Raw genomic sequence first — 15,223 nt, 5'->3', positions numbered from 1 at the left:
TTAACCTGATGGAAACGCGTTAACGCTCATTAACCGAGCAAGGGGGCTCGACTGATGCTGCAGGCACCAGTGCTGGCGACCGCGGCTGATCCCGCGTCCGAGGCATGGCGGACGAACGAGGAGGCGCACCACGCCCTCGTCGACGAGCTGCGGGCCAAGCTCGCGGCCGCCAGGCTCGGCGGCGGTGAGCGGTCCCGGGCCCGCCATGTCGCGCGCGGCAAGCTGCTGCCCCGCGACCGCGTGGACGCCCTGCTCGACCCCGGCTCGCCCTTCCTGGAGCTGGCACCGCTCGCGGCCGACGGGCTGTACGGAGGGGACGCCCCCGCGGCCGGAGTCATCGCGGGCATCGGCCGGGTCTCCGGGCGCACCTGCGTGATCGTCGCCAATGACGCCACCGTCAAGGGCGGCACGTATTACCCCATGACGGTGAAGAAGCACCTGCGCGCCCAGGAGGTCGCGCTGGAGAACCGCCTCCCCTGTCTGTATCTGGTGGACTCGGGCGGCGCCTTCCTGCCCATGCAGGACGACGTCTTCCCGGACCGCGAGCACTTCGGGCGGATCTTCTACAACCAGGCGCGGATGTCCGGTGCGGGCGTCCCGCAGATCGCGGCCGTCCTCGGCTCGTGCACGGCGGGCGGTGCGTACGTCCCCGCGATGAGCGACGAGGCGGTGATCGTCCGCAATCAGGGGACGATCTTCCTCGGCGGCCCGCCCCTGGTGAAGGCCGCCACCGGCGAGGTCGTGACGGCCGAGGAGCTGGGCGGCGGCGAGGTCCACTCCCGGGTCTCCGGAGTGACGGACCACCTCGCCGAGGACGACGCGCACGCGCTGCGGATCGTCCGGACGATCGTCTCCACCCTCCCCGACCGCGCCGAACTCCCCTGGTCCGTGCGCCCGGTCGAGGAGCCGAAGGTCGACCCGGCCGGGCTCTATGGAGCGGTGCCGACAGACTCCCGCACCCCCTATGACGTCCGCGAGGTCATCGCGCGCGTGGTCGACGGCTCACGCTTCGCCGAGTTCAAGGCGGAATACGGCCAGACGCTGATCACCGGCTTCGCCCACCTCCACGGCCACCCGGTCGGCATCATCGCGAACAACGGCATCCTGTTCTCCGAGTCCGCCCAGAAGGGCGCCCACTTCATCGAACTGTGCGACCAGCGCGGCATCCCCCTCGTCTTCCTGCAGAACATCTCCGGCTTCATGGTCGGCCGGGACTACGAGGCGGGCGGCATCGCCAAGCACGGCGCCAAGATGGTCACGGCGGTGGCCTGCACGCGCGTGCCGAAGCTGACGGTCGTGATCGGCGGTTCGTACGGCGCGGGGAACTACTCGATGTGCGGCCGTGCCTACTCCCCCCGCTTCCTGTGGATGTGGCCGAACGCCAAGATCTCCGTGATGGGCGGCGAGCAGGCCGCTTCGGTCCTCGCGACCGTCAAGCGCGACCAGTTGGAGGCGCGCGGCGAACAGTGGTCGGAGGCGGACGAGCAGGCCTTCAAGGACCCGGTCCGCGCCCAGTACGAAGCGCAGGGCAACGCCTATTACGCCACCGCGCGGCTGTGGGACGACGGCGTGATCGACCCCATGGAGACCCGGCAGGTCCTCGGCCTCGCCCTGACCGCGTGCGCCGAGGCCCCGCTGGGCGAGCCCGGCTTCGGCGTCTTCCGGATGTGAGGGGCGGACGATGAGCGACTTCCAGCAAGAGACCACCCCGGGAAGAGGGACGATGTTCGACACGGTGCTGGTCGCCAACAGGGGCGAGATCGCGGTCCGCGTCATCCGGACGCTGCGGGCGCTCGGCGTGCGCTCGGTCGCCGTGTTCAGCGACGCGGACGCGGACGCCCGGCACGTGCGGGAGGCGGACACGGCCGTGCGCCTGGGCCCCGCACCGGCCTCCGAGAGCTACCTCTCGGCCGAGCGGCTGCTCGACGCGGCGGCCCGCAGCGGCGCCCAGGCCGTCCACCCGGGGTATGGCTTCCTCGCGGAGAACGCCGAGTTCGCGCGGGCCTGCGCGGAGGCCGGCCTGGTCTTCATCGGGCCGCCCGCATCGGCGATCGACCTGATGGGCGACAAGATCCGCGCCAAGGAGACGGTCCAGGCGGCCGGGGTCCCGGTGGTCCCCGGCTCTTCGGGCAGCGGCCTGACCGACGCCCAACTGGCCGACTCCGCCCGCGAGATCGGCATGCCGGTGCTGCTCAAGCCCTCCGCGGGCGGCGGCGGCAAGGGCATGCGTCTGGTGCGGGACGCGGCGCTGCTCGCGGACGAGATCGCCGCCGCGCGGCGCGAGGCGCGCTCCTCCTTCGGGGACGACACGCTGCTCGTGGAGCGGTGGATCGACCGCCCCCGGCACATCGAGATCCAGGTCCTCGCGGACGGCCACGGGAACGTGATCCACCTCGGCGAGCGCGAGTGCTCGCTCCAGCGCCGCCACCAGAAGATCATCGAGGAGGCCCCGAGCGTCCTGCTCGACGAGGCCACGCGCGCGTCGATGGGCGAGGCCGCGGTCCAGGCCGCGCGCTCCTGCGGGTATGCGGGCGCGGGCACGGTGGAGTTCATCGTGCCGGGCAAGGACCCGGCTTCGTACTACTTCATGGAGATGAACACCCGCCTCCAGGTGGAGCACCCGGTCACGGAGCTCATCACCGGCATCGACCTGGTGGAGTGGCAGCTGCGGGTCGCCGCCGGCGAGGAACTGCCGTACGGCCAGCAGGACATCACGCTCACGGGCCACGCGATCGAGGCCCGCGTCTGCGCCGAGGACCCGTCCCGCGGGTTCCTGCCGTCCGGCGGGACCGTCCTCGCCCTGCACGAGCCGCAGGGCGACGGCGTGCGGACCGACTCCGGCCTGAGCGAGGGCACGGAGGTCGGCAGCCTGTACGACCCGATGCTGTCCAAGGTCATCGCGTACGGCCCGGACCGCCCCACCGCACTGCGCAAGCTGCGGGCCGCCCTCGCGGAGACGGTCACGCTGGGCGTGCCGACGAACGCGGGGTTCCTGCGGCGGCTGCTCGCCCACCCGGCGGTGGTCTCCGGGGAGTTGGACACGGGCCTCGTGGAGCGCGAGGCACAGGACCTGGTCCCGCAGGGCGTGCCCGCCGAGGTGTACGAAGCCGCGGCGGCCCTGCGCGCCGCCGCCCTGGAACCCACCGGTGACGGCTGGCGGGACCCGTTCTCGGTGCCGAGGGGCTGGCGCCTGGGCGGCACCCCGGCCCCGCTGACGCACCATCTGCGCGTGCCGGGACACGACCCTGTCGCGCACGTCGCGGGCGAGGGCCCGCGCACCGTGGAGCCCGGCCGCGTCACGGTCCACGTGGACGGCCTCACCCACACCTTCCACCGCGCGGCCGACTGGCTCGGCAGGGACGGCGACGCCTGGCACGTCCAGGACTTCGACCCCGTGGCGGCGAGCCTCACCGGCGCCGCCCACAGCGGTGCCGACGCCCTCACCGCCCCCATGCCCGGCACCGTCACGGTCGTCAAGGTGTCCACCGGCGACCGCGTGGCCCAGGGGCAGAGCCTCCTCGTGGTGGAGGCCATGAAGATGGAGCACGTCATCTCCGCCCCGCACGCGGGCACCGTCAGCGAACTGGACGTCACGGCGGGCTCGACCGTCGCCATGGACCAGGTCCTGGCCGTAGTGATCCCCGACGAGACCCCGCAGGAGGAGGAGAAGTGACGCCCCCCAAGGCGCTCCCGATGGCGCTCCCGATGGTCGTCCCCACCCAGGACCTCCCGCCCCGCGTCCGTATCCACGAGGTGGGCGCACGGGACGGCCTGCAGAACGAAAAGGCGGTCGTCCCCACGCAGATCAAGGCGGAGTTCATCCACCGCCTGGCCGCCGCGGGCCTCACGACCGTCGAGGCGACCAGCTTCGTGCACCCCAAGTGGGTGCCCCAACTGGCCGACTCCGAGCAGCTGTTCCCTCTCGTGCGCGACCTCGCACAGGACGGGAGGGCCAAGCTCCCCGTCCTGGTGCCGAACGACCGGGGCCTGGACCGCGCCCTGGCGCTCGGCGCCCGCGGCATCGCCGTCTTCGTCAGCGCCACGGAGTCCTTCGCCAAGGCCAACCTCAACCGCACGATGGACGAGGCCCTCGCGATGTCGGAGCCGGTCGTGGCCCGCGCCCGCGAGCAGAAGGTGCACGTGCGGGGCTATCTCTCCATGTGCTTCGGCGACCCGTGGGAGGGCCCCGTGCCCATCGCCCAGGTCGTCCGCACCGCCAAGGCCCTCCTGGACATGGGCTGCGACGAGCTGAGCCTGGGCGACACCATCGGCGTGGCCACGCCGGGCCATGTCCTGGCCCTGCTTGCCGAGTTGAACGAAGAGGGCGTGCCGACGGACCGCATCGGCGTGCACTTCCACGACACGTACGGCCAGGCGCTCGCCAACACCCTCGCCGCCCTTCAGCACGGAGTCAGCACGGTCGACGCGTCGGCGGGCGGCCTCGGCGGCTGTCCGTACGCGAAGAGCGCCACCGGCAACCTCGCCACCGAAGACCTCGTATGGATGCTCGACGGCCTCGGCATCGAGACCGGCGTCGACCTCGGCCGCCTCACCGCCACCAGCGCGTGGATGGCCGAACAACTGGGCCGACCCAGCCCCTCCCGCACCGTCCGTGCCCTGACGGGCACCTCCCACCAGGAGCAGTGAAGAACGATGGACCACCGTCTGTCCCCCGAGCACGAAGAACTCCGCCGCACGGTCGAGGAGTTCGCGCACGACGTCGTCGCCCCCAAGATCGGCGACCTGTACGAACGGCACGAGTTCCCGTACGAGATCGTGCGCGAGATGGGCCGCATGGGCCTGTTCGGCCTGCCCTTCCCCGAGGAGCACGGCGGCATGGGCGGCGACTATCTCGCCCTCGGCATCGCGCTCGAAGAGCTGGCGCGGGTCGACTCCTCGGTGGCGATCACCCTGGAGGCGGGCGTCTCGCTCGGCGCGATGCCGATCCACCTCTTCGGCACGGACGAGCAGAAGCGCGAGTGGCTGCCCCGGCTCTGCTCCGGTGAACTCCTGGGTGCCTTCGGCCTGACCGAGCCGGACGGCGGCTCGGACGCGGGCGGCACCCGCACGACCGCGGTGCGGGACGGCGACGAGTGGGTGATCAACGGCTCCAAGTGCTTCATCACCAACTCCGGCACGGACATCACGGGCCTGGTCACGGTCACCGCCGTCACCGGCCGCAAGGAGGACGGCCGTCCGCTGATCTCCTCGATCATCGTGCCGTCGGGGACACCGGGCTTCACGGTCGCGGCTCCGTACTCGAAGGTCGGCTGGAACGCATCGGACACCCGTGAGCTGGCCTTCTCGGACGTGCGGGTCCCGGTGGCCAACCTCCTGGGCGAAGAGGGCCGCGGCTATGCCCAGTTCCTGCGGATCCTGGACGAGGGCCGGGTCGCGATCTCCGCGCTCGCCACGGGCCTCGCGCAGGGCTGCGTCGACGAGTCCGTGAAGTACGCCAAGGAGCGGCACGCCTTCGGCAAGCCCATCGGGGCGAATCAGGCGATCCAGTTCAAGATCGCCGACATGGAGATGCGGGCGCACATGGCCCGGGTCGGCTGGCGGGACGCGGCGTCGCGCCTCGTCGGCGGGGAGCCCTTCAAGAAGGAGGCGGCGATCGCGAAGCTCTACTCCTCCACGGTCGCCGTCGACAACGCCCGCGAGGCCACCCAGATCCACGGCGGGTACGGCTTCATGAACGAATACCCCGTGGCACGGATGTGGCGGGACTCCAAGATCCTGGAGATCGGCGAGGGCACCAGCGAGGTGCAGCGCATGCTGATCGCCAGGGAGCTGGGATTCGTGGGATAACCACCCGCACCCCGGGGAAGGCGACCGCGGGAGCCGCTGGACATCAGCTTAGGTTAGGTTAACCTAAGCGCTAGTTCCGGCCAGTGGCCCCGCCGCCGTCCTCACGAAAGCAGAGACCCTCATATGTCCCACGCCCGCTTCCCTCAGCCTTCCCGCCGCGGCATTCTCGCCGCCGGCGGCGCTCTCGGTCTCACGGCCCTGCTGGCAGCCTGCGGTGACGAGAAGAAGAGCGGCTCGGGCAAGGCGGACGCCGGCGACTCCGGCCCTTGGAGCTTCAAGGACGACCGCGGCAAGACCGCGAAGCAGGACTCGACCCCGAAGAACATCGTCGCCTTCACCGGCGTCGCCGCCGCCCTCTTCGACTACGGCATCGAGGTCAAGGGCGTCTTCGGCCCGACCAAGGCCAAGGGCGGCAAGGCCGACGTCCAGGCCGGTGACATGGACATCAGCAAGCTGACGATCCTGGGCAACGAATGGGGGAAGTTCAACATCGAGAAGTACGCGAGTCTCGCCCCCGACCTCCTCGTCTCCACGATGTTCGACGACGCGGGCACCCTGTGGTCCGTCCCCGAGGACAGCAAGGACAAGATCCTCAAGCTCGCCCCGAGCGTGGGCGTCAGCGTCTACGACCGCCAGATGACCGAGCCCCTCCAGCGCCTCCTCGCGCTCGCCGAGTCGCTCGGCGCGGACGTGAAGGCCGACAAGGTCGTCAAGGCGAAGAAGCGCTTCGAGGCCGCCGCCGAGCGGCTGCGCAAGGTCGCCAAGGCGAACAAGGACATCAAGGTCCTCGTCGGCTCGGCCAGCCAGGACATCTTCTACGTCTCCGGCACGAACCTCTCCGCCGACCTGGAGTACTTCAAGTCCCTCGGCGTGAACTTCGTCGAGCCGTCCGAGAGCGCCAAGAAGGCGAGCGGCGGCTGGTTCGAGAACCTGAGCTGGGAGAACGTCAACAAGCACGCCGCGGACGTCATCATGATGGACAACCGCACCGCCACGATCCAGCCCGCCGACATCGAGAAGCCGACCTGGGCGAAGCTGCCCGCGGTCAAGGCCGGGCAGGTCATCCCCCGCGTCACCGAGCCCATTTACTCGTACGACAAGTGCGCCCCGATCCTCGAGGACCTCGCCGACGCGATCGAGAAGGCCAAGAAGGTCAGCTGAACCCCGCGCCGCACACAGGACAGCCCTCTCCGCATTCCGGAGAGGGCTGTTCCGTTTTTGTGCCTCCTGGTGACCACAGAGACCCCCTGGGTTTAACCCGAGAGGGAGTTAGGTTAGGCTTACCTCACTTCCCCCAAGTCCCCTCACCCAGAGGAAGTTCATGCGCTCGCACCTGCTCAACGACACCACCGCGGAGCGTTACCGCAGTTCCGTGACCGAAGGAGTCGAGCGGGTGGCGGCCAGGATCGCCACCACCTCACGCCCCTTTACCGGCGTCTCCGTCGACGACCTCGCGCCCCGCATCGAGGCCGTCGACCTGGACGAGCCCCTGCACGACACCATCGCCGCCCTGGACGAGCTCGACGAGCTCTACCTGCGCGACGCCGTGTACTTCCACCATCCCCGCTACCTCGCCCACCTCAACTGCCCGGTCGTCATACCGGCCGTGCTCGGCGAGGCGGTGCTCTCCGCGGTCAACTCTTCCCTCGACACCTGGGATCAATCCGCCGGCGGCACACTGATCGAGCGCCGTCTCATCGACTGGACGGCCGAACGCATCGGGCTCGGCCCGGCCGCCGACGGCGTGTTCACGAGCGGCGGTTCGCAGTCCAACCTCCAGGCCATGCTGCTCGCCCGCGAGGAGGCCGCCAAGGCGGGAAAGCCGGCCACGCAGCTGCGCATCTTCGCCTCCGAGGTCGGCCACTTCAGCATCCAGAAGGCCGCGACGCTGCTCGGCCTCGGCGAGGACGCCGTGATCGTCATCCCCACCGATCACAACAAGCGCATGCAGACCGTGGCCCTCGCCCGCGAGCTGGAGCGCTGCCTGGCCGACGACCTCACCCCCATGGCGGTCGTCGCCACAGCGGGCACCACCGACTTCGGCTCCATCGACCCGCTGCCCGAGATCGCCGAACTGTGCGAGCAGTACGGCACCTGGATGCACGTCGACGCGGCGTACGGCTGCGGCCTGCTCGCCTCGCTCAAGAACCGGCACCTCATCGACGGCATCGAGCGCGCCGACTCCGTCACGGTCGACTACCACAAGTCCTTCTTCCAGCCGGTGAGTTCCTCCGCCGTCCTGGTCCGTGACCGCTCGACGCTGAGCCACGCGACGTACCACGCGGAGTACCTCAACCCGCGCCGCATGGTGCAGGAGCGCATCCCCAACCAGGTCGACAAGTCCCTCCAGACGACGCGGCGCTTCGACGCCCTCAAGCTGTGGATGACCCTGCGCGTGATGGGCGCCGACGCCATCGGCGAGCTCTTCGACTCCGTCTGCGACATGGCGGACGACGGCTGGCGGCTGCTCGCCGCCGACCCCCGCTACGACGTCGTCGTCGAGCCGCAGCTCTCGACGCTCGTCTTCCGCTACATCCCGGAGTCGATCTGCGACCCGACCGCGATCGACCGCGCCAACCTGTACGCCCGCAAGGCCCTGTTCGCCTCCGGTGACGCCGTCGTCGCGGGCACCAAGGTCGGCGAGCGCCAGTACCTCAAGTTCACCCTGCTCAATCCCGAGACCACGGTCGCCGACATCACGGCCGTCCTCGATCTGATCGCCGGCCACGCCGAGCAGTACCTGGGAGAGACCCTTGACCGCGCTTCCTGATCACCGAGAACCACTGGACTTCATCGGTGTCGGCCTTGGCCCCTTCAACCTCGGTCTCGCCTGCCTGACCGAACCCATCGACGAGCTCAGCGGCCTCTTCCTGGAGTCCAAGCCGGACTTCGAGTGGCACTCGGGCATGTTCCTGGAGGGCGCTCACCTCCAGACCCCGTTCATGTCGGACCTCGTCACCCTCGCGGACCCGACGTCCCCCTACTCCTTCCTCAACTACCTGAAGGAAGCAGGGCGGCTCTACTCGTTCTACATCCGCGAGAACTTCTATCCGCTGCGCACGGAGTACAACGACTACTGCCGCTGGGCCGCCGCGAAGCTCTCCTCCATCCGCTTCAGCACGACGGTGACCGAGGTGACGTACGCGGATGATCTGTACGTCGTCCACACCACCTCCGGCGACACCTTCCGCGCCCGTCACCTCGTCCTGGGGACCGGCACTCCGCCGCACATCCCCGAGTCGTGCGCGGACCTCGGCGGGGACTTCATCCACAACTCCCGCTATCTGCAGTCCAAGCAGGAGCTCCAGAAGAAGGAGTCGATCACGCTCGTCGGCAGCGGCCAGTCCGCCGCCGAGATCTACTACGACCTCCTGAGCGAGATCGACGTCCACGGCTACCAGCTCAACTGGGTCACGCGCTCCCCGCGCTTCTTCCCTCTTGAGTACACCAAGCTGACGCTTGAGATGACCTCCCCGGAGTACGTCGACTACTTCCACGCCCTGCCGGAGGCCACCCGCTACCGCCTCCAGGATCAGCAGAAGACGCTCTTCAAGGGCATCGACGGCGACCTGATCAACGAGATCTTCGACCTGCTCTACCAGAAGAACCTCGGCGGCCCGGTCCCGACGCGTCTGCTCACCAACTCCTCGCTGCAGAGCGCCCGTCACGAGAACGGCACCTACACCCTCGGCCTGCGCCAGGACGAGCAGGGCAAGGACTTCGAGCTGGAATCCGAGGGCCTGATCCTGGCCACCGGCTACCAGTACGTCACGCCCGACTTCCTGGAGCCGGTCCGCGACCGGATCCGCTGGGACGGCCGCGGCCGCTTCGAGGTCGCCCGCAACTACTCGATCGACACCACGGGCCGCGGCATCTTCCTCCAGAACGGCGCCGTGCACACCCACTCCCTGACCAGCCCCGACCTGGGCATGGGCCCGTACCGCAACGCGTACATCATCGGTGAGCTGCTCGGCTCCGAGTACTACCCCGTCGAGAAGTCCATCGCGTTCCAGGAGTTCGCCGTATGAGCAACACCGCAGACCTGACCCTGCGCCCCCTCGACCCCCTGAAGGACTCCGAGCTCCTGCACGGCTGGGTCACCCACCCCAAGGCCTCGTTCTGGATGATGCAGGACGCGACGCTGCCGGACGTCGAGCGCGAGTACATGGCGATCGCCGCCCACGAGCACCACGACGCGTTCATCGGCCTGCACCAAGGCGTCCCCGCCTTCCTGATGGAGCGCTACGACCCCCGGTACGTCGAGCTCGTCGGCCTCTACGAGCCGCAGCCCGGCGACGTCGGCATGCACTTCCTCACCGCGCCGTCCGACGTCCGCATCCCCGGCTTCACCCGTGACGTGATCACCAAGGTCATGGAGACGCTCTTCGCCGACCCCGCGACCGAGCGCGTGGTGGTCGAACCCGACATCGACAACACGGCCGTGCACGCCCTCAACGAAGCCGTCGGCTTCCGGGCGTCCGAGGTCATCCAGAAGCCGGAGAAGAAGGCTCTGCTGAGCTTCTGCACCCGCGAACAGTTCGAAACAGCAGTACGCGAAAGGGAATCGGCGATATGACCCTGTCCGACGCCACGGCGCACCTCTCCCCCGAGCGCTGGGAGCAGGCCAACCGCCTCCTCATCCGCAAGGCCATCGCCGAGTTCGCCCACGAGCGGCTCTTCACCCCGGAGCCACTGGGCGACGCCACATACGTCATCCGCAGCGACGACGCCCTGACCCGCTACCGCTTCACCGCCAAGCGGCTGCGCCTCGACCACTGGCAGGTCGACGCCGACTCGATCTCCCGGCACCGCGACGGCACCGAACTCCCGCTCAACGCGCTCGACTTCTTCATCGAGCTGCGCACCGCCCTCGGCCTGAGCGACGAGATCCTGCCGGTCTACCTGGAGGAGATCTCCTCCACCCTCTCGGGCACCTGCTACAAACTCACCAAGCCCGCGATCCCCTCCGCCGAGCTCTCCCGCTCCGGCTTCCAGGAGATCGAGACGGGCATGACCGAGGGCCACCCCTGCTTCGTCGCCAACAACGGCCGGCTCGGCTTCGGTGTGCACGAGTACCTCTCGTACGCTCCCGAGACCGCGAGCCCCGTACGGCTCGTGTGGCTGGCGGCCAGCAAGGAGCGCGCCGCGTTCACCGCGGGCGCCGGGATCGACTACGAGTCGTTCTTCCGGGCCGAGCTGGGCCAGGAGACCCTGGACCGCTTCGACCGCACACTCCGCGACCAGGGCCTGGACCCGGACGACTACCTTTTGATCCCGGCCCACCCCTGGCAGTGGTGGAACAAACTGTCCGTGACGTTCGCGGCCGAGGTCGCCCAGCGGCACCTGGTCTGCCTGGGCGAGGGCGACGACGAGTACCTGGCCCAGCAGTCGATCCGTACGTTCTTCAACACGAGCGACCCGGCCAAGCACTACGTCAAAACGGCCCTCTCGGTCATCAACATGGGCTTCATGCGCGGGCTTTCGGCCGCGTACATGGAGGCGACCCCGGCGATCAACGACTGGCTCGCGAACCTCATCGACACCGACGAGACCCTGAAGTCGACCGGCCTGACGATCATCCGCGAGCGCGCGGCCGTCGGCTATCGCCACCTGGAGTACGAGGCCGCCACCGACCGCTACTCCCCGTACCGCAAAATGCTCGCGGCCCTGTGGCGCGAGAGCCCCGTCCCGTCCCTGGCCGAGGGCGAGCAGCTGGCCACGATGGCCTCGCTCCTGCACACCGACCTCGACGGCGCGTCCTTCGCGGGCGCCCTCATCGAGCGCTCGGGGCTCACCCCCGCCGAGTGGCTGCGCGGCTACCTGCACGCCTATCTGACGCCGCTGCTGCACAGCTTCTACATGTACGACCTCGTCTTCATGCCGCACGGCGAGAACGTCATCCTGGTGCTCAAGGACGGCGTCGTACAGCGGGCGATCTTCAAGGACATCGCCGAGGAGATCGCGGTCATGGACCCGGACGCGGTGCTTCCGCCGGCGGTGGAGCGGCTGCGGGTCGAGGTCCCCGACGACCAGAAGCTCCTGTCCATCTTCACGGACGTCTTCGACTGCTTCTTCCGCTTCCTGTCCGCGAACCTCGTCACCGAGGGCCTGGTGGACGAGGAGACGTTCTGGGGCGCCGTCGCCGAGTGCGTGAGCGCCTACCAGGAGGCCACGCCCCAACTGGCCGACAAGTTCAAGCAGTTCGACATGTTCGCCCCCGAGTTCGCGCGCTCCTGCCTGAACAGGCTCCAGCTGCGGGACAACGAGCAGATGGTGGACCTCGCCGATCCGGCGGGCGCGCTGCAGCTGGTCGGGACGCTGAAGAACCCGATCGCGTAACCCCATGAAGCCAGGTGGGGCTCGGGAGACGGTCCTCCCGAGCCCCACCTTCGTACGTGCCGCTCCTGAACGCTGTGCCTACTTACCGGGCCACGGCACCTCGGGCGACTTGTAGTAGCCGATGCCCAACGCGTCCCAGCGCGGCCCCTGTTCGGCGAGCCGCGTCTTGTACGTGTCCCAGTCGTGCGTCGACGCGGGCGACCAGCCGAGCTCGGCGATGCCAGGCAGGCGCGGGAACGCCATGTACTCGATGTGCGCGGAGGTCGAGAGCGTCTCCGACCACAGCTCCGCCTCGACACCCTGGACCGAGTCCGCGGGCGCGCCCGCCAGGTACGTCCCCGGGTCCCAGTCGTAGCTGCGCTGCACCGAGACGTAGCCCGCCCAGGACAGGCCGAGCGGGGTGTCCTTGTCGTACTTCATGTCGAGGTAGGAGCGGTCCGCGGGTGAGAGGACCAGCTTGGTGCCCTTCTTCGCCGCGTTCACGACCTGCTCGCGCTCGGCGGCGCCGGTGGCGTCGTAGCCCCAGTACTGCGCGAGAGCGCCCTTGGCGGGCGTGGCGCCGGTCAGCTGGTGCCAGCCGATCACGGTCTTGCCGTACTTGGCGACGACCGGCTGCACCTTGTTCATGAACGCCACATAGTCCTCGTGGCTGGTGGAGTGCGCCTCGTCGCCGCCGATGTGGATGTACTTGCCGGGCGTCATGGCGGCGATCTCGCGGATGACGTCGTCCACGAAGTCGTACGTGATGTCCTTCTTCACGCACAGCGAGCTGAAGCCGACCTCGGTGCCGGTGTAGAGCGGGGGCGCGACGCCGTCGCAGTTCAGGTCGGCGTACGAGGCGAGCGCGGCGTTCGTGTGGCCCGGCATGTCGATCTCGGGAATGACTTCGAGCTGCCGCGATGCCGCGTACTGGACGATGTCCTTGTACTGGGCCTTCGTGTAATAGCCGCCCTTGCCGCCGCCGACCTGCGTGGATCCGCCGTACGTGGCGAGCTTGGGCCAGGAGTCGATGGCGATGCGCCAGCCCTGGTCGTCGCTCAGGTGCAGGTGCAGCTTGTTGACCTTGTAGAGCGACATCTGGTCGATGTAGCGCTTGACCTTGTCGACCGAGAAGAAGTGCCGCGACACGTCGAGCATGGCGCCGCGGTGTTCGTAGCGGGGAGAGTCCTTGATGGTGCCGCCCGCGACCAGCCAGGGGCCCTTCTGCTTGCTCGTCTTCTCGGCGGCCGCGGGCAGTTGCTGCCGCAGCGTCTGGACGCCGTAGAAGAGCCCTGCGGCCTTGCGGGCCGTGATGGTGACGGAACCGCGCTTGGACTCCAGGCGGTAGCCCTCGCTCCCCAGGGACTTGTCCTTGGCGTCGAGACGCAGCCGGATGCCGTCGCGGCCCTCGTCGTCGGTGACCTTCAGGGCGTAGCCGGTGGAGGGGCGCAGGACGCCCGCCAGATAGCTGCCGATCCGGTGCGCGTCGCGCGAGTCGTCGACCCGGATGCGGGTCTTGGAGTTGATCTCGTACGGGGATCCGCCCGGGACGGCGGACGCGGGGGCCGGGATCACCCGGCCGAGCGGGGTCGGGGTGGTGGCCGTGGCTGCCTCCTCGGCTTGGCCGGCGCCGCCCGGCACAGCGGCCACGGACGAGAATCCGGCCGCGGCCACGAGCAGCAACGAGCCGAACAGGCGGGTCGATCTGTGGTGCTGTCTCACGAGCGGGTCCCTTCGACGGGCCATCACTGTGGTGCATCTCAATCGAACGCTCACCATGGGACCCTCGCACCCCGTGGCGGGTCAAGGGTGTAGACCACTTCGGCCGCCCGCCGATGGAAGAATCGTCCCCATGGCGGAAATCATCCAGCGCGACGGAACCTGGACCTTCGACGGAGAGACGCTGCGCCTTGTGCCGGGACGCGACAAGAACGTGTCTCTGCTGCGCAAGTCGCTGGGTGAACTGGCCGTGCCGCTCGGCGCGTTGGCCGGGATCGCCTTCGAACAGGGCAAGAAGTCGGGGCGGCTGAGGCTGCGGCTGCGGGACGGCGCGGATCCGTTGCTCCAGGCCGCCGGGGGCAAGCTCGGGGACGCGGCGGATCCCTACCAACTGACGGTGGAGTCGGACCGCTACGGGGTGGCGGAGTACGTCGTGGACGAGGTCCGCAACGCGCTGCTCATCGAGCAGGTGCCGGCCGCTTCCTGCGACAGCTATCTGCTGCCGGGTCCCTCGGTGCCGCTCTCGGTGTCGGCGGGGGACGGCACGGCGAGCTTCGACGGCGAGCACATCCGCCTGGAGTGGAACTGGAAGACGGAGGAGGCGAAGTCGGCGGCCGGTACGCGGTCGCTGGCGCTCGCGGATGTGGCCGGAGTGGAGTGGCAGCCCGCCGTGGGCCTGGAGAACGGCTACCTCCGCTTCACCGTGCGGCACTCCCCCACCAAGGCCCCTCCGAAGTACGACCCGAACTCGGTCGAGCTGTGGGGCTTCAAGAAGGATCCGCTGATGGCGCTGGTCGCTGCCGCTGTGCAGGTGCGGTTGCCTCATCCGGCGGGGGTGCCGGGCCTCGCGGAGTCCGCGCGGGCTCCGGGCCCCCTGCCTGCGGCTGTCGCGCCCGCCCCGGCGGAGGACGATCATGACGCCTTGCTGCGGCGGCTGCGGGAGCTCGGGGAGCTTCACCAGTCCGGGATACTCACCGATGAGGAGTTCGCCGCCGCCAAGCAGGCCGTACTGAAGCGGCTCTAGGCTCATCGGGGCCGGTTTTCGCCACGCTCCTGCCCGATTCCGGGCAGGATTGTTGCACCCAGAGGGCTATTCCTCCAGGATCAACGAATGCACGACGACCTGGTGGACCACCTGACCCGCAGCACCCCGCTCCAGCGGGGCGAAGCTCTGCGGGTCATCCAGGACGTGCTCGCCTACTTCGACGAGACGACCGAAGAATTCGTCCGTCGCCGCCACCGCGAACTGCAAGGTCAGGGCCTGCTGAACGCGGCGATCTTCGAACAGATCTCGGCGGATCTCCATTACCGCGCGGTCGCGCCGCCCGAACTCACCCTCCGGCAGCTGCGCCGCATCATCTACGGCTAGGACACCCTC

12 protein-coding genes are annotated in these 15,223 nt (G+C 69.2%); 11 read left to right on the top strand and 1 reads right to left on the bottom strand.

The window, feature by feature from the left end; genetic code table 11:
- Window positions 1-54 precede the first annotated feature (54 nt).
- From M4V62_RS27005 to M4V62_RS26965, 9 genes are all read left to right on the top strand, one after another.
- Window positions 55-1,671 carry a carboxyl transferase domain-containing protein gene (locus M4V62_RS27005; protein ID WP_249589798.1) on the top strand — a complete coding sequence of 539 codons (1,617 nt, stop codon included), beginning with the start codon at window positions 55-57 and terminating at the stop codon, window positions 1,669-1,671.
- A 52-nt stretch (window positions 1,672-1,723) separates the two neighbouring features.
- Window positions 1,724-3,673 carry an acetyl/propionyl/methylcrotonyl-CoA carboxylase subunit alpha gene (locus M4V62_RS27000; RefSeq protein ID WP_249593017.1) on the top strand — a complete coding sequence of 650 codons (1,950 nt, stop codon included), beginning with the start codon at window positions 1,724-1,726 and terminating at the stop codon, window positions 3,671-3,673.
- Between the two features lie 20 nt (window positions 3,674-3,693).
- Window positions 3,694-4,647 carry a hydroxymethylglutaryl-CoA lyase gene (locus M4V62_RS26995; protein WP_249593016.1) on the top strand — a complete coding sequence of 318 codons (954 nt, stop codon included), beginning with the start codon at window positions 3,694-3,696 and terminating at the stop codon, window positions 4,645-4,647.
- Window positions 4,648-4,653: 6 nt separating this feature from the next.
- Window positions 4,654-5,808 carry an acyl-CoA dehydrogenase family protein gene (locus tag M4V62_RS26990; protein WP_249589797.1) on the top strand — a complete coding sequence of 385 codons (1,155 nt, stop codon included), beginning with the start codon at window positions 4,654-4,656 and terminating at the stop codon, window positions 5,806-5,808.
- A 123-nt stretch (window positions 5,809-5,931) separates the two neighbouring features.
- The gene (locus M4V62_RS26985) at window positions 5,932-6,969 is read left to right on the top strand and encodes an ABC transporter substrate-binding protein (RefSeq protein ID WP_249589796.1); all 1,038 of its coding nucleotides are present in this window, start codon (window positions 5,932-5,934) and stop codon (window positions 6,967-6,969) included.
- Window positions 6,970-7,129: 160 nt separating this feature from the next.
- Window positions 7,130-8,578, top strand: coding sequence for a pyridoxal phosphate-dependent decarboxylase family protein (locus M4V62_RS26980; RefSeq protein WP_249589795.1), 1,449 nt, complete (start codon window positions 7,130-7,132; stop codon window positions 8,576-8,578).
- Window positions 8,562-9,836 (top strand): lysine N(6)-hydroxylase/L-ornithine N(5)-oxygenase family protein, encoded by a 1,275-nt coding sequence (locus tag M4V62_RS26975; RefSeq protein WP_249589794.1) that lies wholly within the window; start codon window positions 8,562-8,564, stop codon window positions 9,834-9,836. The genes M4V62_RS26980 and M4V62_RS26975 overlap by 17 nt, the downstream gene beginning before the upstream one ends.
- Window positions 9,833-10,384 (top strand): GNAT family N-acetyltransferase, encoded by a 552-nt coding sequence (locus tag M4V62_RS26970; RefSeq protein ID WP_249589793.1) that lies wholly within the window; start codon window positions 9,833-9,835, stop codon window positions 10,382-10,384. The genes M4V62_RS26975 and M4V62_RS26970 overlap by 4 nt, the downstream gene beginning before the upstream one ends.
- Complete coding sequence (locus M4V62_RS26965) at window positions 10,381-12,147, top strand: IucA/IucC family protein (RefSeq protein ID WP_249589792.1); 1,767 nt, start codon at window positions 10,381-10,383, stop codon at window positions 12,145-12,147. Before M4V62_RS26970 ends, M4V62_RS26965 begins: the two co-directional genes overlap by 4 nt.
- A gap of 78 nt (window positions 12,148-12,225) precedes the next feature.
- Here the strand turns inward: M4V62_RS26965 and M4V62_RS26960 are convergent, their stop codons facing one another.
- Window positions 12,226-13,848, bottom strand: a complete 1,623-nt coding sequence (locus M4V62_RS26960) for a beta-N-acetylhexosaminidase (RefSeq protein WP_283779113.1) — start codon at window positions 13,846-13,848, stop codon at window positions 12,226-12,228.
- 130 nt (window positions 13,849-13,978) lie between these two features.
- Between M4V62_RS26960 and M4V62_RS26955 the strand changes: the two genes are divergently transcribed.
- Both M4V62_RS26955 and M4V62_RS26950 read left to right on the top strand, forming a co-directional pair.
- The gene (locus M4V62_RS26955; RefSeq protein WP_249589790.1) at window positions 13,979-14,869 is read left to right on the top strand and encodes a DUF4429 domain-containing protein; all 891 of its coding nucleotides are present in this window, start codon (window positions 13,979-13,981) and stop codon (window positions 14,867-14,869) included.
- Between the two features lie 87 nt (window positions 14,870-14,956).
- The gene (locus tag M4V62_RS26950; RefSeq protein ID WP_249589789.1) at window positions 14,957-15,214 is read left to right on the top strand and encodes a hypothetical protein; all 258 of its coding nucleotides are present in this window, start codon (window positions 14,957-14,959) and stop codon (window positions 15,212-15,214) included.
- Window positions 15,215-15,223: the final 9 nt, after the last annotated feature.

It is taken from the genome of Streptomyces durmitorensis, assembly GCF_023498005.1.
Classification (GTDB): Bacteria; Actinomycetota; Actinomycetes; order Streptomycetales; family Streptomycetaceae; genus Streptomyces; species Streptomyces durmitorensis.
This window is presented reverse-complemented; position numbering and strand designations above follow the sequence as displayed.